This window comes from Kribbella sp. CCNWLW201, assembly GCF_037203805.1.
Lineage (GTDB): Bacteria > Actinomycetota > Actinomycetes > Propionibacteriales > Kribbellaceae > Kribbella.
On sequence record NZ_JBBCBQ010000002.1, the window covers coordinates 469248 to 487162 of the forward strand.

Annotated in this window: 16 protein-coding genes; all 16 read right to left on the reverse strand. The window is 68.4% G+C overall.

Annotation, left to right across the window (positions count from 1 at the left end; all coding sequences use genetic code 11):
* Nucleotides 1-18: 18 nt before the first annotated feature.
* The 16 genes from V9K99_RS12025 to V9K99_RS12100 all read right to left on the reverse strand — a co-directional run bounded on the left by V9K99_RS12025 (nt 19) and on the right by V9K99_RS12100 (nt 17863).
* Nucleotides 19-1041, reverse strand: a complete 1023-nt coding sequence (locus tag V9K99_RS12025) for a polyprenyl synthetase family protein (protein ID WP_337002261.1) — start codon at nt 1039-1041, stop codon at nt 19-21.
* A complete protein-coding gene (nuoN, locus tag V9K99_RS12030) occupies nt 1038-2564 on the reverse strand; it encodes an NADH-quinone oxidoreductase subunit NuoN (RefSeq protein WP_337002335.1) in 1527 nt (508 codons plus the stop codon). The genes V9K99_RS12025 and nuoN overlap by 4 nt, the downstream gene beginning before the upstream one ends.
* Nucleotides 2565-2623: 59 nt before the next feature.
* Nucleotides 2624-4147: an NADH-quinone oxidoreductase subunit M gene (locus V9K99_RS12035; protein WP_337002259.1), complete on the reverse strand. Its 1524-nt coding sequence runs from the start codon at nt 4145-4147 to the stop codon at nt 2624-2626.
* Nucleotides 4144-6012 carry an NADH-quinone oxidoreductase subunit L gene (nuoL, locus tag V9K99_RS12040; protein ID WP_337002257.1) on the reverse strand — a complete coding sequence of 623 codons (1869 nt, stop codon included), beginning with the start codon at nt 6010-6012 and terminating at the stop codon, nt 4144-4146. Before nuoL ends, V9K99_RS12035 begins: the two co-directional genes overlap by 4 nt.
* Before the next feature lie 11 nt (nt 6013-6023).
* On the reverse strand, nt 6024-6323 hold the full coding sequence (gene nuoK, locus V9K99_RS12045; protein WP_130384807.1) for an NADH-quinone oxidoreductase subunit NuoK: 300 nt from the start codon (nt 6321-6323) through the stop codon (nt 6024-6026).
* On the reverse strand, nt 6320-7162 hold the full coding sequence (locus tag V9K99_RS12050) for an NADH-quinone oxidoreductase subunit J (protein ID WP_337002333.1): 843 nt from the start codon (nt 7160-7162) through the stop codon (nt 6320-6322). Before V9K99_RS12050 ends, nuoK begins: the two co-directional genes overlap by 4 nt.
* Entirely contained in the window at nt 7162-7716 is a 555-nt protein-coding gene (gene nuoI / locus V9K99_RS12055; RefSeq protein ID WP_337002249.1) for an NADH-quinone oxidoreductase subunit NuoI, read from the reverse strand. The genes V9K99_RS12050 and nuoI overlap by 1 nt, the downstream gene beginning before the upstream one ends.
* A complete protein-coding gene (gene nuoH / locus V9K99_RS12060; RefSeq protein WP_337002247.1) occupies nt 7709-9022 on the reverse strand; it encodes an NADH-quinone oxidoreductase subunit NuoH in 1314 nt (437 codons plus the stop codon). Before nuoH ends, nuoI begins: the two co-directional genes overlap by 8 nt.
* Entirely contained in the window at nt 9019-11448 is a 2430-nt protein-coding gene (locus tag V9K99_RS12065) for an NADH-quinone oxidoreductase subunit G (protein WP_337002245.1), read from the reverse strand. Before V9K99_RS12065 ends, nuoH begins: the two co-directional genes overlap by 4 nt.
* The gene (nuoF, locus tag V9K99_RS12070) at nt 11445-12746 is read right to left on the reverse strand and encodes an NADH-quinone oxidoreductase subunit NuoF (protein ID WP_337002243.1); all 1302 of its coding nucleotides are present in this window, start codon (nt 12744-12746) and stop codon (nt 11445-11447) included. The genes V9K99_RS12065 and nuoF overlap by 4 nt, the downstream gene beginning before the upstream one ends.
* A 2-nt stretch (nt 12747-12748) precedes the next feature.
* Complete coding sequence (nuoE, locus tag V9K99_RS12075) at nt 12749-13486, reverse strand: NADH-quinone oxidoreductase subunit NuoE (RefSeq protein ID WP_337002241.1); 738 nt, start codon at nt 13484-13486, stop codon at nt 12749-12751.
* Nucleotides 13487-14824 carry an NADH-quinone oxidoreductase subunit D gene (locus tag V9K99_RS12080; protein WP_337002239.1) on the reverse strand — a complete coding sequence of 446 codons (1338 nt, stop codon included), beginning with the start codon at nt 14822-14824 and terminating at the stop codon, nt 13487-13489.
* On the reverse strand, nt 14824-15531 hold the full coding sequence (locus V9K99_RS12085) for an NADH-quinone oxidoreductase subunit C (RefSeq protein ID WP_337002237.1): 708 nt from the start codon (nt 15529-15531) through the stop codon (nt 14824-14826). Before V9K99_RS12085 ends, V9K99_RS12080 begins: the two co-directional genes overlap by 1 nt.
* Nucleotides 15528-16082, reverse strand: coding sequence for a NuoB/complex I 20 kDa subunit family protein (locus tag V9K99_RS12090; protein ID WP_337002235.1), 555 nt, complete (start codon nt 16080-16082; stop codon nt 15528-15530). Before V9K99_RS12090 ends, V9K99_RS12085 begins: the two co-directional genes overlap by 4 nt.
* A gap of 3 nt (nt 16083-16085) precedes the next feature.
* Nucleotides 16086-16445: an NADH-quinone oxidoreductase subunit A gene (locus tag V9K99_RS12095; protein ID WP_132209850.1), complete on the reverse strand. Its 360-nt coding sequence runs from the start codon at nt 16443-16445 to the stop codon at nt 16086-16088.
* A gap of 104 nt (nt 16446-16549) precedes the next feature.
* The gene (locus V9K99_RS12100) at nt 16550-17863 is read right to left on the reverse strand and encodes a geranylgeranyl reductase family protein (protein ID WP_337002231.1); all 1314 of its coding nucleotides are present in this window, start codon (nt 17861-17863) and stop codon (nt 16550-16552) included.
* Nucleotides 17864-17915: the final 52 nt, after the last annotated feature.

Sequence of the window (17915 nt, forward strand, 5' to 3'; positions counted from 1 at the left end):
AGCGCCCAGGTGGCGTGGTCAGACGGAGCGGGTGGCTACCAGGTCGCAGAGGGAGTCGAGGGCCTGGCGGGCGGGGCCGTCGGGGAGGGCGGAGAGGAGTTTGCGCGCGTCGGTGGCGCGGCGGCGTACGTCGTCCTCGGCCTGGCGGAAGGCGGGGTGGGCGCGGAGGAGTTCGAGGGTCTCGGTCAGGCGCGTGTCGTCGGTGAGGTCCGAGTCGAGGAGCTCGAGCAGGCGAGCGTCGTTCGGCTGCGACGGATCGGCCTGGGCGCGGAAGATCAGGACCGGAAGGGTGGGGACGCCCTCGCGCAGGTCGGTGCCCGGGGTTTTGCCGGACTGACCCGACTCCGAGGCGATGTCGAGGATGTCGTCGGCCAGCTGGAAGGCCACGCCGATCTCCTCGCCGAAGGCCCGCATCGACTCCTGCACCTCATCAGGTGCACCGGCGTACCGGGCACCGAAGAGAGCGGAGGTCGCGATCAGCGAGCCGGTCTTGTCGGCGACGACGGACAGGTAGTGGGCCAGCGGGTCCTGGCCCTCACCGACGCCGAGGGTCTCGCGGATCTGGCCCTCGACCAGCCGGCCGAAGGTGCGGGCCTGGATCCGGACCGCCTCCGGGCCGAGGTCGGCGACCAGGTCGGAGGCACGAGCGAACAGCCAGTCGCCGGACAGGATGGCGACCGAGTTGTCCCAGGCGGCGTTCGCGGTGGCCGAGCCGCGCCGGAGGGCGGCCTCGTCCATCACATCGTCGTGGTGCAGGGTGGCGACGTGGGTCAGCTCGACCACGACGGCCGCCTTCACCACATCGTCAGCGGCAGGTGCCGGCCCGAACTCGGCCGCCAGCAGCACCAGCAGCGGCCGGAACCGCTTGCCGCCGGCAACCATGACGTGCTGCGCGGCGGCGGTGACGAACGGCGCCTCGGACTGGGTCGACTCGCGTAGTGCCTGCTCGACCGACTCCAGCCCAGCACGAACCCGGGCTTCGAGCGCCTCGTCGGCGAAGGCGAAGCCCAGGCTCTCGGCCGGCAGCGGGTTCGGACTCAACGGATGAACTCACCTGCGCGGGCCGCCAGCTCGAGCACCGGTCCGGGGACCAGGCCGAGAACCACTGTGGCGGCGAGACCGAGGGCGACCGCGGTCGTGGTCTGCCATCCCGGCAGGGCCACGTCCGGCGCGTCCGCCGGGAGGTCGGAGAAGAACATCAGCACGATCACCCGGACGTAGAAGAACGCGGCGACCAGGCTGCACAGCACCGCGACCACGACCAGCGGCCACGCGCCACCGGTCCACGCCGCGGTGAACACGGCCCACTTGCCGGTGAAGCCCGCGGTCAGCGGGATACCGGCGAAGGAGAGCAGGAAGAAGGCGAAGATGCCGGCCAGCAGCGGCGACTTCTTGCCCAGTCCGGCCCACCGGGACAGGTGGGTCGCCTCGCCGCCCGCGTCCCGCACCAGCGTGACGACGGCGAAGGCACCGATGGTCGGGAACCCGTAGGTGACCAGGTAGAACAGCACCGCCTGGGTCGAGGTGATCCCGCTGAGCACGCCGTTCCCGGCCTGGGCGAGCCCGACGAAAGCGGTCAGCAGGAAGCCCGCGTGCGCGATCGACGAGTAGGCCAGCATCCGCTTCACGTCGGTCTGGGTGATCGCGACGATCGAGCCGACGACCATGGTCAGGATCGCGACGACCCACATCATCGGCGCCCAGTCCCAGCGCGTTCCGCCGAGGGCGACGTAGAAGACCCGCATCAGCCCGATGAACGCGGCGATCTTGGTGCAGGCCGCCATGAAGCCGGTGATCGGCGTCGGCGCACCCTGGTAGACGTCCGGGGTCCAGGAGTGGAACGGTACGGCGCCCACCTTGAACAGCAGGCCGACACCCAGCAGACCCGTCCCGGCCAGCAGGATCGCGTCGCCGCCGGTCTCGTTGGCCAGCGCGTCCGCAATCCCGCCGAGCGACATCGTCCCGGCGTACCCGTAGAGCAGCGCGATCCCGAACAGCAGGAAGGCCGACGCGAACGCACCGAGCAGGAAGTACTTCATCGCCGCTTCCTGCGAGATCAGCCGGCGGCGACGCGCCAGCCCGCAGAGCAGGTAGAGCGGCAGCGAGAAGACCTCGAGTGCGACGAACAGCAGCAGCAGGTCGTTGGCCGACGCGAACAGCATCATGCCGCCGACCGCGAACAGGGTCAGCGGGAAGATCTCGGTGTGCTCGACCCGGGCCGCCGTACCCTCACGCTCGGCCTCGGACCCCGGTACGGCGGCCGCCTGGCCGGCGAACGCGGACAGTCCGCCGTCGACCGACCGCTCGGCGAACAGCAGCACGCTGATCAGCGTCAGCGCGAGCAGGATCAGCCAGGTGAACAGCGCCGGGCCGTCGATCGAGATCGAGCCCTGGGCCGCGAGCAGTTCGCGCTTGTCGGCCATCAGCAGCGCGGTCAGCACCCCGGCCACCACGATCGAGACCACCGTGATCGCCAGCTGCACCAGGTGCCGCAGCGGCCGGGGCAGGAACGCCTCGGCCACCACACCGACGCAGGCCGCACCGAACACGACGAACAGCGGCATCAGGTCGCTGTACTCGATCTTCGGCGCGGTGAAGTCCGCCAGCGGCAGGATCTGCGCGATCACTTCTGTCCCTCCGTCACGGGGATCTCCGGAGCCTTGTCAGTCACGCCGACGTGCTGCATCGTCGACTCCACCGCCGGCTTGATGATGTCGACCACCGGCTTGGGGAAGATGCCCAGGCCGATGATCAGTACGACGAGCGGCGCGATCGCGGCCAGCTCACGCACGTTCAGGTCCTTCAGTTTCTCGATCCCGTCGCGGACCGGCCCGGTCATCAGGCGTTGGTACATGATCAGGATGTAGAGCGCGGCCAGCACGATACCCAGGACCGCGATCACCGCGAGCACCTTGTGCCGGCTGAACGTCCCGGCCAGCACCATGAACTCGGAGATGAACGGCGACAGACCGGGCAGCGCCAGGCTGGACAGGCCGGCGAACAGGAAGGTGCCGGCCAGCACCGGTGCCACCTTCTCCACCCCGCCGTAGTCGGCGATCCGCGCGGACCCGCGCCGGGAGATCAGGTACCCGGCGACCAGGAACAGCGCCGCCGTGGACAGGCCGTGGTTGAACATGTAGAGCGTCGACCCGGTCAGGCCCTGCGACGTCAGCGCGAAGATCCCCATCACGATGAAACCGAAGTGCGAGATCGAGGTGTAGGCGATCAGCCGCTTGATGTCGGTCTGGCCGATCGCCACCAGGGCGCCGTACAGGACCGAGATCAGGGCCAGCACCAGCACGACCGGGGTGGCCCACTCGGACGCGTTCGGGAACAGGCCGAGGCAGAACCGGATCATCCCGAAGGTGCCGATCTTGTCCAGGATGCCGACCAGCAGCACCGAGGTGCCCGGCGTCGCCTCGGCGGCGGCGTCCGGCAGCCAGGTGTGGAACGGCACCATCGGCGCCTTCACCGCGAAGGCGAAGAAGAAGCCGAGGAACAGCCACCGCTCGGTGTTCTGGCTGATGTCCAGCTTCATCAGGTCGGTGAGCAGGTACGACGGGTCACCGGCGCGGGACGAGAGGACGTAGAGCCCGACCACCGACGCCAGCATCAGCAGACCGCCGAGCAGCGAGTAGAGCAGGAACTTCACCGCGGCGTACGAGCGCTGCGCACCGCCGAAGCCACCGATCAGGAAGTACATCGGGATCAGCGTGGCCTCGAACAGCACGTAGAACAGGAACACGTCGGTGGCGGCGAACACGCCGAGCGACAGCGCCTCCAGACCCAGGATCCAGGCGAAGAAGGACTTCTCCGACCAGCGCCCGCCCTGCGCGTCGTTCCAGGACGCGATCAGCACGATCGGGGTGAGCAGCGCGGTCAGCACCACCAGGACGACGCCGACGCCGTCGAGGCCGAGTGCGAAGTGCGCACCGAACGGCTCGATCCAGGTGTGCGTCTCGGCGTAGTCCTCGGCACCGTTGCGCTGGTAGCCGATCGCGATGATCGCGGTCAGCACCAGGGTGACGAGCGAGAAGCCGAGTGCGACCTGCTTGGCCAGCAGCGCCTTCGCCTTGGGCACCAGCATCGTCGCCAGTGCCCCGACGAACGGCAGGAGCAGTAACAGGGTCAGCCAACCGATGTTCACGACAACCTCACCGCGAGGAGGGCGACGACCACGAATGCGGCGCCGAAGACCATGCTGAGTGCGTAGGAACGGACGAAGCCCGTCTGGAACCGGCGGAGCCGGCCGGACAGTCCGCCGAACAATGCGGCCAGCCCGTTCACCAGGCCGTCCACACCGCGGTTGTCCAGCCAGACCAGCGTCCGGGTGAGGTACTGGCCCGGGCGCATCAGGACCGCCTCGTTCAGTGCGTCGCCGTACAGGTCACGGCGGGCGAAGGTGGTGACCGGGGAGCCGGCCGGCGCCTCCCGCGGGATGTCCTGGCGGTAGCGCAGTACCGCGATGACGATGCCGACGGCAACCACCGCGAGGGTGATCAGCGTCATCACCAGGGCGCTGACCGGCGGGTGGTGCTCCTCGTGACCGACCACCGGCTCCAGCCAGTCGACGATCCAGTGACCGGCGAAGTACAGCGCACCGCCGGCCAGCGAGAGCGCGGCCAGGATGATCAGCGGCCACGTCATCACCCGGGGCGACTCGTGCGGGTGCACGTCCTCGGCCCAGCGCTTCTCACCGAAGAACGTCATCAGCATCACCCGCGTCATGTAGAACGCGGTGATGCCGGCACCGAGCAGCGCGCACAGACCGATGATCGTGTTGTCCGCGAACGCGGCCTCGATGATCTTGTCCTTGCTGAAGAAGCCGGCGAACGGCGGGATGCCGAGGATGGCCAGGTAGCCGAACGCGAAGGTGACGAAGGTGACCTTCATCGGCACCCGCAGGGCACCGTAGTGGCGCATGTTCACGTCGTCGTTCATGCCGTGCATCACCGAGCCGGCGCCGAGGAACATGTTGGCCTTGAAGAAGCCGTGGGTGAGCAGGTGGAAGATCGCGAACGCGTACCCGGCCGGGCCGAGACCCGCCGCGAGCATCATGTAACCGATCTGGCTCATGGTCGAACCGGCCAGCGCCTTCTTGATGTCGTCCTTGGCGCAACCGATGATCGCACCGGCCAGCGCGGTGACCGTACCGACGATGACGACGGCGGTGGACGCAGCCTCGGTGTGCTCGTAGATCGCCGACGACCGGGTCACCAGGTACACGCCCGCGGTGACCATGGTCGCCGCGTGGATCAGCGCCGACACCGGGGTCGGGCCTTCCATCGCGTCCAGCAGCCAGGACTGCAGCGGCACCTGCGCGGACTTACCGCAGGCCGCCAGCAGCAGCATCAGGCCGAGCAGCGTGGCCCAGGTGCTCGACACGTGCTCCGCACCGGCGTTCACCGTCGCGAAGGCGGACGAGCCGAACAGCGCCCACATGCTCATCACCGCGAGGGACAGCCCGATGTCACCGACCCGGTTCACCACGAACGCCTTCTTCGCGGCGACCGCGGCGGAATCCTTGTGCTGCCAGAACCCGATCAGCAGGTACGACGCCAGGCCGACGCCCTCCCAGCCGACGAACACCAGCAGGTAGTCGGCCGCGAGCACCAGCAGCAGCATCGCCGCGATGAACAGGTTCAGGTACCCGAAGAACCGGCGCCGCCGCGGGTCGTGCTCCATGTAGCCGATCGAGTAGATGTGGATCAGCGAACCCACACCGGTGATCAGCAACACGAACAGGATCGACAGCGGGTCGATCAGCAGGGTGAAGTCCACCTTGATACTGCCGACCGAGAACCACTCGAACAGCCGGACCGTCTCGGACCGCTCCTCGCCGCCGAGGCCCTGCATCTGGACGAACAGCACAACGCCGCAGGCGAACGAGATCAGCGGCGCCACTGTCCCCAGCAGGTGACCCCACGCGTTGGTGGCCCGGCCACCCAGCAGCAGGATCGCCGCGGACACGGCCGGGACCGCGACCAGCAGCCACGTCAGCTCATGACTCATCGGTGCTTACCTCAGTACTTGAGCAGGTTGGCGTCGTCGACCGAGGCCGAGCGACGGGTGCGGAAGATGGCCATGATGATCGCCAGCCCGATCACGACCTCGGCCGCGGCCACCACCATCACGAAGAAGGCGGCGATCTGGCCGTCGAGGTTGCCGTGCTGGCGGGCGAAGCTGACGAACGCGAGGTTGGTCGCGTTCAGCATCAACTCGACACACATGAAGACGACGATGGCGTTACGGCGCACCAGCACACCCAAGGCGCCGATGCTGAACAGGATCGCCGCGAGCACGATGTACGGCTCGGTCGTCACAGCTTCTCTCCTTCGCCAAATCCGGAAAGGTCCGTGCTCTCGGGCTCCGACGGGACCTCGTCGCCGACCTCACCCGCGTTGAGCCTGCGGACCTCTTCGACGTCCGACCGCTCCGCGGCTTCGGGGAACACGGTGCCACGTGCCTGCAGCACCCGCGAAACCGAGGTCGGTGCGATCGACCCGTCCGGCAGCAGTGCCGGCGTGTCGACTGCGTTGTGCCGGGCCAGTACGCCGGGCGTCGGCAGCGGACCGGGGTGGACGCCGGACTCGGCGTACTTGCGGATCCGCTCCTCGGCGTGGTCGCGCTGGGTGCGCTTCCTCGTCAGCCGCTCCCGGTGCGCCAGCATCATCGCGCCGAGTGCCGCGGTGATCAGCAGTGCCGAGGTCACCTCGAAGGCGAACACGTACTTGCCGAACAGCAGCTGGGCGATCCCCTTCGGGTTGCCGTCCGGCTGCGCGTCGGCCAGCCCGGTCGGGTTGCCGTACACCGCGTTGCCGACGGCCGCGATCAGCAGGATCGCGAAGCCGAGGAAGGCCAGCCCGGCCAGCAGCCGCTGGCCGCGGATCGTCTCCACCAGGGAGTCGCTCGCGTCCACGCCGACCAGCATCAGCACGAACAGGAACAGCATCAGGATCGCGCCGGTGTAGACGATGATCTGTACGGCGAACAGGAACGGCGCGTCCAAAGCGGCGTACTGGATAGCCAGGCAGATCATCACGGTGGCCAGCAGCAGCGCGGAGTGCACGGCCTTGCGGACCAGCACCATCGCGATCGCGGCCAGCACCATGACCGGCGCGAGCATCCAGAACGCCACCTGGGCGCCGGTGACGAGCGGCATCACTTGCCGTCACCACCCTCAGCCGGTACGGCGGCACCGGTCAGTCCGAGGTAGTAGTCCTTCTCGGTGGTGCCGAGCTGCATCTCGTGCGGCGGCTCCTGCATCCCCGGCAGCAGCGGCGCCAGCAGGTCCTTCTTCTCGTAGATGAGGGACTCGCGGGTGCGGTCAGCCAGCTCGTACTCGTTCGTCATCGTGAGCGCCCGGGTCGGGCAGGCCTCGATGCACAGACCGCAGAGGATGCAGCGCAGGTAGTTGATCTGGTAGACGCGGCCGTACCGCTCGCCCGGGGAGAACCGGCCGGAGGCGTCGTCCGCGTTGTCCGCGCCCTCGACGTAGATCGCGTCCGCCGGGCAGGCCCACGCGCACAGCTCGCAGCCGACGCACTTCTCCAGGCCGTCCGGCCAGCGGTTCAGCTGGTGGCGGCCGTGGAAGCGTGGCGCGGTCGGCTTCTTGTCGAACGGGTACTGCTCGGTGAACACCTTGCGGAACATCGTCCGGAAGGTGACCCCGAACCCGGCAACCGGATCCCAGAGGGATTCTTTGACACTAGCCACGGCTTGCTTCCTCGCTTCGGCTCGGAGTGTTGACGAGCGGTGGGGGCACCGGATACCCACCGGCGAAGGCGTCGAAGTCCTTCGCGCGGTCGTCCTCGGTGAGCTTCTCGGGCTTGGGCTTCTGCGGGATGAACATGGTGATGATCGCGATCAGCAGGACCACCCCCGCGGCCACCAGCAACGTCGTGCGGCTGAAGGTGGTCTCCCGGCCGACCGCGCGGACGGTGGCGACCAGCAGGATCCAGCCCAGCGAGACCGGGATCAGGATCTTCCAGCCCAGCTTCATGAACTGGTCGTAGCGCAGTCGCGGCAGGGTTCCGCGCAGCCAGATGTAGAAGAAGATGAAGAGCATCATCTTGCCGACGAACCACAGCACCGGCCAGAACCCCGAGTTCGCGCCGTCCCAGATCGAGATCGGCCAGGGTGCTCGCCAGCCGCCCAGGAACAGCGTGGTCGCCAGCGCCGACACGGTCGCCATGTTGATGTACTCGGCCAGGAAGAACATCGCGTACTTCATCGACGAGTACTCGGTCAGGAAGCCGGCCACCAGCTCGCCCTCGGCCTCCGGCAGGTCGAACGGCGCCCGGTTGGTCTCGCCGATCATCGAGATCACGTAGATCACGAACGACGGGAACAACAGGAACGCGTACCAGCCGGGGATCGGGATGTCCACGCCGAACAGGCCGATCGACTGGTTCGAGCCCTGCGCCTCGACGATCTCCGAGGTGGACATCGAGCCGGCGAACAGGAACACCGTCACCAGCGCCAGGCCCATGCCGACCTCGTAGGAGATCATCTGGGCGCTGGAGCGCAGACCGCCGAGCAGCGAGTACGTCGAGTTGGACGACCAGCCGCCGAGCACGATGCCGTAGATGCCGATCGAGGCGACCGCCATCACGTACAGCACCGAGACCGGCAGGTCGGTGATCTGCAGCCGGGTGTAGGTGTCGGTGAACGGGATCTTCACCGTCGGCCCGAACGGGATCACCGCGAAGGTGAGGAACGCCGGGATCGACACGATCACCGGCGCGGCGACGAAGACGAACCTGTCGACGCCCTTGGGCATCAGGTCTTCCTTGAACATCAGCTTCATACCGTCGGCCAGCGACTGCAGCAGACCCTGCGGGCCGTGCACGTTCGGGCCGATCCGGTGCTGCATCCGGGCCACCACCCGGCGCTCCCACCAGATGTTGAACAACGTCAGTACGACGAGGAAGACGAAGACCAGCAGCACCTTCAGGCCGACGACCCACCACGGGTCACGCCCGAACCCTGCGTCCGGCACCGCGAGCGCGATGTTGCTCATGCGTTCCCTCCGGCGATCGTCACGATCGAGCCATGGTCTGCGTGCAGCGACCGGCGCACGTGCGAGTCGGCCGAGTTCGTCGGCAGCCACACCACGTTGTCGGTCATCGGGGTGATCACCACCGGCAGCCGGATCGACCCGGCGTCGGTGCTGACCACCAGCTCGTCACCGTCGGCGACACCGACCCGGTGCGCGGTGGTGCGGGAGATCCGGGCGACCGGCGTACGGGCGGTCGCGGTCAGGTGCGGCTCACCGTCGTTCGCGCGGCTCTCGTCGATCAGCATCCGCCAGGTCGACAGCCGGGTGGAGTCGAAGGCACCGAGCGACGGACCGGCCTGGTACGTCGGCTCCTGCGCGCGATCGCCGTCCCAGCGGCCGAGCTCGTCGAACTCCCGCTTCGCACCGGCCGGAGTGCTGAACCCGATCGAGCGGTCCATCTCCTGCGCCAGCGCGGCCAGCGCGCGGACGTCCGGCATCGCGGCCGGGACTTTCAGCACCACCGGGAACGGCCGCTCGCGACCCTCCCAGTTGACGAAGGTGCCGTCCTTCTCCGCCGGCGGAACCACCGGGAAGACGACATCGGCGTGCTCGGTGACCTGCGAGTTGCGGACCTCGAAGCTGACCACGAACGGCGCCGCCGCCAGCGCGGCCAGGGCCGCCGCCGGGTCCGGCAGGTCGTCGATCTCGACACCCGCGACCACCAGCGCCTGCAGCGAGCCGGCGGCGGCGAGGATCTCGGTCAGGTCCCGGCCGACGGTCGCCGGCAGGCTGTCCACACCCCACGCGGCCTGCATGTCGACCCGCGCCTGCGGGTCCGACACCAGCCGGCCGCCAGGCAGCAGACCCGGCAGGCAACCAGCCTCGAGCGCACCCCGGTCACCCGCACGACGCGGGATCCAGGCCAGCTGAGCACCCGTGTCGAGCGCGACCCGCAGGGCCGTCGAGTACCCGCCCGGCACACCGGCCAGCCGCTCGCCGACGATGATGATCGAGTCGGCCCCGAGCGAAGCCAGCGCAGCCGCTCCGGTCTCACCCGCGTTCCCGAGATCAGCCAGTACGGCGGCCTCGGTCCCAGGCGACGCCGGTACGACGACCCCGTCGAGCTTCTCGATTCCGCGCGAACCGTAGGCCGCGACCGTGAAGACCTTGGTCCCGTGCGAGCGGACGCCCTTGCGGAGCCGCAGGAACACCGACGGCGCTTCCTCTTCGGGCTCGAACCCGACGAGCAGCACCGATCCGGCCTTCTCCAGGTCGACGAACGTCGTACCCAGACCGGTACCTGCCACCGCGGCGGCGAGGAAGTCCGCCTCCTCCGCGGAGTGCGGCCGGGACCGGAAGTCGATGTCGTTGGTGCCGAGGGCAACGCGCGCGAACTTCGAGTACGCGTAGGAGTCCTCGAGGGTGAGCCGGCCGCCGGTCAGCACCGCCGCGTTGCCGCGGGCCGCGGTCAGCTTCTCCGCCGCGAAGGTCAGTGCCTCCGGCCACGACGCCGGCCGCAGCTCGCCGTCCTCGCGGATCAGCGGGTGGGTCAGCCGGTCACCAGTGCTCGCGTAGTTGAACGCGAACCGGTCCTTGTCCGAGATCCACTCCTCGTTGACCTGCGGGTCGTCACCGGCCAGCCGGCGCATCACCTTGCCGCGCCGGTGGTCGACCCGGATCGCCGCACCGGAGGAGTCGTGCTCCGCCACCGACGGAACCGAGACCAGGTCGAACGGCCGGGACCGGAACCGGTACGCCGCGCTGGTCAGCGCACCCACCGGACAGATCTGGATGGTGTTACCGGAGAAGTAGCTCTCGAACGGCTCCTTCTCGTAGATGCCGACCTGCTGCAGCGCACCGCGCTCGACCAGCGCGATGAACGGGTCACCGGCGATCTGCTCGGAGAACCGGGTGCAGCGGGCACACAGCACGCAGCGCTCGCGGTCCAGCAGCACCTCGGCCGAGATGTTGATCGGCTTCGGGTAGGTCCGCTTGATCTCGGTGAACCGGGACTCGCCACGGCCGTTGGTCATCGCCTGGTTCTGCAGCGGGCACTCGCCGCCCTTGTCGCAGACCGGGCAGTCCAGCGGGTGGTTGATCAGCAGGAACTCCATGTTCCCGTGCTGCGCCTTGTCCGCCACCGGCGAGGTCACCTGGGTGCGAACCACCATGCCGTCGGCAACGGTGATCGTGCAGGAAGCCTGCGGCTTCGGCATCCCCCGGCCGTTGCCGGCGTCGGTGATCTCGACCAGGCACTGCCGGCAGGCGCCGACCGGGTCGAGCAGCGGGTGGTCGCAGAACCGCGGGATCTGGATCCCGATCTGCTCCGCCGCCCGGATCAGCAGGGTGTTCTTCGGAACCTTGACCTCGATGTCGTCGATGGTGACCGTCACCAGATCGGTGCGCTCCACCTCCGACCCGGCCGGCGGGTTCGCTTGGATCGTCATGCGCTTGCTCCAGCGGTAGCGAAGACAGTGCTTGCCATCGGGTCGAACGGGCAGCCGCCGTTCTCGAAGTGCGCCAGGTACTCGTCCTTGAAGTGCTGGATCGAGCTGGTGATCGGCGCGGTCGCACCGTCGGCCAGCGCACAGAACGACCTGCCGGTGATGTTCTCGCACAGGTCCAGCAGGGTGACGAGGTCCTCCTCGGTTCCCTTGCCGTGCTCAAGCCGCTCCAGGATCTGGACCAGCCACCAGGTGCCCTCGCGGCACGGGGTGCACTTGCCGCAGGACTCGTGCTTGTAGAACTCGGTCCACCGCAGCACCGAGCGGACCACGCAGGTGGTCTCGTCGAAGACCTGCAGCGCCTTCGTGCCCAGCATCGAGCCGACCGAGCCGACGCCCTCGTAGTCCAGCGGTACGTCGAGGTGCTCGGCGGTGAGCAGCGGAGTCGAGGACCCGCCCGGGGTCCAGAACTTCATCTCGTGCCCCTCGCGGATGCCGCCGGCCAGATCGATCAACTGCCGCAGCGTGATGCCCATCGGCGCCTCGTACTGGCCCGGCCGGGTGACGTGCCCGGACAGCGAGTACAGCGTCATCCCCTTGGACTTCTCGGTGCCCATCGAGGAGAACCAGTCCGCGCCGTTCTTGATGATGGCGGGAACGGACGCGATCGACTCGACGTTGTTGATCACAGTGGGGCAGCCGTACAGACCGGCCACGGCCGGGAAGGGAGGACGCAGCCGGGGTTGACCGCGACGACCTTCCAGCGAGTCGAGCAGCGCCGTCTCCTCGCCGCAGATGTACGCACCGGCGCCGGCGTGCACGATCACGTCCAGGTCGTAACCGCTGCCGAGGATGTTGGTGCCGATGAAACCGGCCGCCTTCGCCTCCTCGACGGCCTGCTGCAGCCGGCGGATCACGTGCAGGACCTCACCGCGGACATAGATGAACGCGGTCGAGGCGCGGATCGCGTACGACGAGATGATGACGCCCTCGACCAGCGTGTGCGGCGAGGCGAGCATCAGCGGGATGTCCTTGCAGGTACCCGGCTCGGACTCGTCCGCGTTCACCACCAGGTACTTCGGCTTCGGGTTGTCCTGCGGGATGAACGACCACTTCATCCCGGTCGGGAAGCCCGCGCCGCCACGGCCGCGCAGACCCGAGTCCTTGACCGCGGTGACCACGTCGGCCGGCTGCATCCGCAGTGCGGTCTGCAGCGCGTCGTACCCGCCGGAGCGCTGGTACGACGCCAGCTGCCAGGAACGGATCTGGTCCCAGTTGTCGGACAGTACCGGGGTCAGCATGGTCAGCCCTCCTTCTGGGTCTCGCCGGCCGGGCGGCCGCCACGGCCACCGGGTGCGGTCCAGTTGCGCTCCCGGGCCAGCCGCAGGCCGGCCAGCGTCGCCTTGCCGCCGGTCGGGCCCTCGTCGGCGCGGCCGTCGGGGAAGCCGGCCAGCACGCGCTCGGCCTCCCGCCAGGTGCAGATCGTCGCACCGCGCGGCGACTTCACCTCGGTACCGTCGCGCAGGTCGTCGACCAGCTGGGTCGCCGACTCCGGGGTCATGTCGTCGAAGAACTCCCAGTTCACCATCATCACCGGCGCGTAGTCGCAGGCGGCGTTGCACTCCAGGTGCTCGAGGGTGATCTTGCCGTCCTCGGTGGTCTCGTCGTTGCCGACGTCGAGGTGCTGCTTCAGCCGCTCGAAGATCACGTCCCCGCCCATCACGGCGCAGAGCGTGTTGGTGCAGACCCCGACGTGGTAGTCGCCGACCGGGCGGCGCTTGTACATCGTGTAGAAGGTCGCCACCGCGGACACCTCGGCGCCGGTCAGCCCGAGCACCTCGGCACACGCCTCGATGCCCTCCGGGGTGATCCGGCCCTCGACCGACTGCACCAGGTGCAGCATCGGCAGCAGCGCGGACCGGCCGACCGGGTACCGGGCGGCCAGTTCGCGCATCTCCGCGATCGTGGTGTCGGTGATGTTCGAGTCACCGGTGCTGTACGGCACCGGCTTGTCGGTCGCAGTCGCGTGGTTCTCGGCCATCTATCGGTCCACTCCACCCATCACCGGGTCAAGGCTGGCGACGGCGACGATCACGTCGGCGACCTGTGCGCCCTCGCACATGATCGGCATCGCCTGCAGGTTTGCGAAGGACGGGTCACGGAAGTGCGCCCGGTACGGCTTGGTGCCGCCGTCGGAGACCAGGTGGCAGCCCAGTTCGCCGCGCGGCGACTCGATCCCCACGTAGGCCTGGCCGGCCGGCACCCGGAAGCCCTCGGTGACCAGCTTGAAGTGATGGATCAGCGCTTCCATCGACTCGCCCATGATGTGCTTGATGTGGTCGAGGGAGTTGCCCATCCCGTCGGAGCCGACGGCCAGCTGGCTCGGCCAGCCGATCTTCTTGTCGGCCACCATCACCGGCTCGCCCTCCATCTTGGCCAGCCGGTCGGCGCACTGCTCGACGATCTTCAGCGACTCGTGCATCTCCTGCAGCCGCACCCGGAACCGCCCGTAGGAGTCCGCAGTGTCCCAGGTCGGTACGTCGAAGTCGTAGGTCTCGTAACCGCAGTACGGCTGGGTCTTGCGCAGGTCCATCGCGTACCCGGTCGAGCGCAGCGGCGGGCCGGTGATGCCCAGCGCCATGCAGCCGGTCAGGTCCAGGTAGCCGACGTTCTGCAGCCGGGCCTTGAAGATCGGGTTCGCGTTGCACAGCTCGGCGTACTCGGGCAGGTGCTTGTTCATCCAGGTGATGTACTCGCGGATCTTGTCCAGCGCACCCGGCGGCAGGTCCTGGGCGACACCGCCCGGCCGGATGAACGCGTGGTTCATCCGCAGGCCGGTGATCAGCTCGAACAGGTCGAGCGTCATCTCCCGCTCCCGGAAGCCGATCGTCATCACGGTGAGCGCGCCGATCTCCATCCCACCGGTGGCGATACAGACCAGGTGGCTGCTGATCCGGTTGAGCTCCATCAGGAGCACCCGCATCACGTTCGCCTTCTCCGGGATCTGGTCCTCGATCCCGAGCAGCCGCTCGACCGCCAGGCAGTACGCCGTCTCGTTGTAGAACGGCGACAGGTAGTCCATCCGGGTGCAGAACGTGACGCCCTGCGTCCAGGACCGGAACTCCATGTTCTTCTCGATCCCGGTGTGCAGGTAGCCGATGCCGCAGCGGGCCTCGGTCACCGTCTCGCCCTCGAGCTCGAGGATGAGCCGGAGCACGCCGTGGGTCGACGGGTGCTGCGGGCCCATGTTGACGACGACGCGCTCCTCGGGCTCGTCGCCGAGGCCGGCCACGACCGAGTCCCAGTCCTGACCGGTGACGGTGAAGACCTTGCCCTCGGTGGTGTCGCGAGTGGTCGCGTACGGGTCTGTAGTGGTCATCAGTTGTACGACCTCCGCGTGTCGGGCGGTGGGATGACGGCGCCCTTGTACTCGACGTCGATACCGCCGAGCGGGTAGTCCTTGCGCTGCGGGTGGCCCGGCCAGTCGTCCGGCATCTGGATCCGGGTCAGCGCCGGGTGACCGTCGAAGATGATGCCGAAGAAGTCCCAGGTCTCCCGCTCGTGCCAGTCGTTGGCCGGGTAGACCGAGACGACCGACGGGATGTGCGGATCGGCGTCGGGTGCGGACACCTCGAGCCGGATCCGGCGGTTGTGGGTCATCGACATCAGGTGGTAGACCGCGTGCAGCTCGCGGCCGGTCTCGTTCGGGTAGTGCACGCCGCTGACGCCGGAGCAGAACTCGAACCGCAGCGCCTCGTCGTCGCGCAGGTGCTGGCACACCTCGACCAGCCGCTCGCGCTGGACGTGCAGGGTGAGCTCGCCGCGGTCGACCACGACCTTCTCGATCGCGTTGTCGCCGACCAGGCCCTCGAGCCGCTCGGTCGCGCTGTCGAACCAGGAGCCGTACGGCTTCGGCGTACCACCGGGCAACGCGACCTGGCGGCGCAGGCCGCCGAAGCCGGAGGTGTCACCGGTGCCGCGGACGCCGAACATGCCCTCGCGCTGGTCCACCACCTCGGCCGCCGGGGTCTGAGCGTCACCGGCCGCCGACGTCGCCGGAAGGTTCTCCGGTTGCGTATCACTCACCGCAGCAGACCCTTCATCTCGATGGTCGGCGCGGCGGTCAGTGCGGCGGCTTCCTGCTCCGCCTGCAGGGCCTTCTTGTTCGCGCCGAGCTTGCCGTGCTGGATGTCGTCGTGCAGCTTGAGGAACGCGTCCAGCAGCATCTCCGGCCGCGGCGGGCAGCCGGGCAGGTACATGTCGACCGGGACCACGTGGTCCACGCCCTGCACGATCGCGTAGTTGTTGAACATGCCGCCCGACGAGGCGCAGACGCCCATCGCGAGCACCCACTTCGGGTTCGGCATCTGGTCGTAGATCTGGCGCAGTACCGGGGCCATCTTCTGGCTCACCCGGCCGGCCACGATCATCAGGTCGGCCTGCCGGGGCGATGCCCGGAAGACCTCCATGCCGAACCGGGCGGCGTCGTACCGCGGCGCGCCGGTGGTCATCATCTCGATCGCGCAGCAGGCCAGCCCGAACGTTGCCGGCCACAACGAGGCCTTCCGCATGTAGCCGGACAGGCCCTCGATCGTGGTCAGCAGTACGCCGGCCGGAAGCTGTTCCTCAACACCCATTGCTCAGTCCCACTCCAGCCCGCCGCGGCGCCACACGTAGGCGTACGCGACGAAGACGGTGACGATGAAGATGACCATCTCGATCAGCCCGAACAGCGCCATCTGGTCGAAGGCGACCGCCCACGGGTAGAGGAAGATGATCTCGATGTCGAACACGATGAAGAGCATCGCGGTGATGTAGTACTTCACCGGGAACCGCCCGCCGCCGACCGGCTGCGGGGTCGGCTCGATCCCACATTCGTAGGAGTCGAGCTTGGCCCGGTTGTAGCGCCGGGGTCCGACCAGCGCGCTCGTCACCAAGGTGCCCGCCACGAAGATCGCCGCGAGCACACCGAGAACGAGGATCGGTACGTAAGGGTGCATCGGGTTCCTGCTCCCTCCTTCAGCCGGTGGTCTGTCTGTCTGCGTTTCCGAACAGCACTGTGTTATCAGTACCGCTGTGGCTCATCTCACTCGCCCCGCCGGTTTCAGGCGGCCGGGGCGACCTTGGTGAGGCCGTTGATGATCTTGTCCATCACGTCGCCGTCGCGCGGATCGGTGAGGTTGGCCAGCAACTTCAGGGTGAACTTCATCAGCGTGGTGCGCGGCAGACCGTACTTCGTGCACAGCCGCATCACCTCCGGATTTCCGATCAGCTTCACGAAGATCCGGCCGAGCGTGTAGTAGCCGCCGTACTCCTGCTTCAGCGCCTTCGGGTACGCCGACAGCGCGCGCTCGCGCTGGTTCGGCTGCCGGTGCAGCGCCTGGGCGGCGACCTCGGCGGCGAACGCCCCGGACTCCATTGCGTACGGGATGCCCTCGCCGTTGAACGGGTTGACCATGCCGCCGGCGTCGCCGAGCAGCATCAGGCCACGGGTGTAGTGCGGCTGCCGGTTGAAGCCCATCGGCAGGGCCGCACCGCGGATCGGGATGGTCTGGAACTCGTCCCGGAACTGCCACTCCTCCGGGGTGTTCTTCAGCCACTGCTTCAGCAGGTCGGCGTAGTCGACCTTGCCGAACGCCTCGGACGTGTTCAGGATGCCGAGGCCGACGTTGACGGTGCCGTCGCCCATCCCGAAGATCCAGCCGTAGCCCGGCAGCAGGTTGCGCTGTCCCGGGTGCTGCGGGTCGTCGGCCCACAGCTCGAGCCACGACTCGAGGTAGTCGTCGTCGTGGCGCGGGCTGGTGAAGTAGGTGCGGACGGCGACACCCATCGGGCGGTCGTCCCGCTTGTGCAGTCCCATCGCGATGCTGAGCCGGGACGAGTTGCCGTCGGCCGCCATCACCAGTGGCGCCCGGAACTCGACGTCGGCACCGGCACGCCGGCCGTTGTCGTCGACCGGCTTGGCGGTGACGCCGACGATGAAGCCGCGGTCGTCGAGGATCGGCGCGGTGACGTTGGTCCGCTCGTGCAGCCGGGCGCCGGCCTTGACGGCCTGCCGGGCGAGCATCTCGTCGAAGTCCATCCGATTCCGGGTCAGGCCGTAGTTCGGGTGGCTGGACAGGTCCGGCCAGTCGAGCTGCAGCACGTGCCCGGCGCCCTGGATGCGCAGACCGTAGTTGCGGATCCAGCCGGCCTCTTCGGAGATGTCGATGCCCATGTTGATGAGCTGCTTGGTGCCGCGCGGGGTGAGCCCGTCACCGCACACCTTCTCGCGCGGGAACGCGGTCTTCTCCAGCAGCAGGACGTCGAGTCCCGCGGTGGCCAGGTGGTACGCGGCGGCCGAGCCCGCTGGTCCGGCGCCGACGACGATCACATCAGCGGTCTCCGCCTGCTGCCCGCTCGGCACGCTCTGGCTCATCTCATTCCCGGCCTGGAAGTTGGGGGCTGTGCGCTCGTGAATCGCTTCACGA

What these genes read in the sequence shown, in the direction of transcription:
- nuoE (WP_337002241.1), bottom strand. Translation starts at nt 13,486, where the DNA reads ATGGCCGAGAACCACGCGACTGCGACCGACAAGCCGGTGCCGTACAGC.
- nuoF (WP_337002243.1), bottom strand. Translation starts at nt 12,746, where the DNA reads ATGCTGACCCCGGTACTGTCCGACAACTGGGACCAGATCCGTTCCTGG.
- V9K99_RS12065 (WP_337002245.1), bottom strand. Translation starts at nt 11,448, where the DNA reads ATGACGATCCAAGCGAACCCGCCGGCCGGGTCGGAGGTGGAGCGCACC.
- V9K99_RS12090 (WP_337002235.1), bottom strand. Translation starts at nt 16,082, where the DNA reads ATGGGTGTTGAGGAACAGCTTCCGGCCGGCGTACTGCTGACCACGATC.
- nuoL (WP_337002257.1), bottom strand. Translation starts at nt 6,012, where the DNA reads ATGAGTCATGAGCTGACGTGGCTGCTGGTCGCGGTCCCGGCCGTGTCC.
- V9K99_RS12095 (WP_132209850.1), bottom strand. Translation starts at nt 16,445, where the DNA reads ATGCACCCTTACGTACCGATCCTCGTTCTCGGTGTGCTCGCGGCGATC.
- V9K99_RS12080 (WP_337002239.1), bottom strand. Translation starts at nt 14,824, where the DNA reads ATGACCACTACAGACCCGTACGCGACCACTCGCGACACCACCGAGGGC.
- nuoN (WP_337002335.1), bottom strand. Translation starts at nt 2,564, where the DNA reads ATGCCGCTGTTCGTCGTGTTCGGTGCGGCCTGCGTCGGTGTGGTGGCC.
- V9K99_RS12100 (WP_337002231.1), bottom strand. Translation starts at nt 17,863, where the DNA reads ATGAGCCAGAGCGTGCCGAGCGGGCAGCAGGCGGAGACCGCTGATGTG.
- V9K99_RS12050 (WP_337002333.1), bottom strand. Translation starts at nt 7,162, where the DNA reads ATGCCGCTCGTCACCGGCGCCCAGGTGGCGTTCTGGATGCTCGCGCCG.
- nuoH (WP_337002247.1), bottom strand. Translation starts at nt 9,022, where the DNA reads ATGAGCAACATCGCGCTCGCGGTGCCGGACGCAGGGTTCGGGCGTGAC.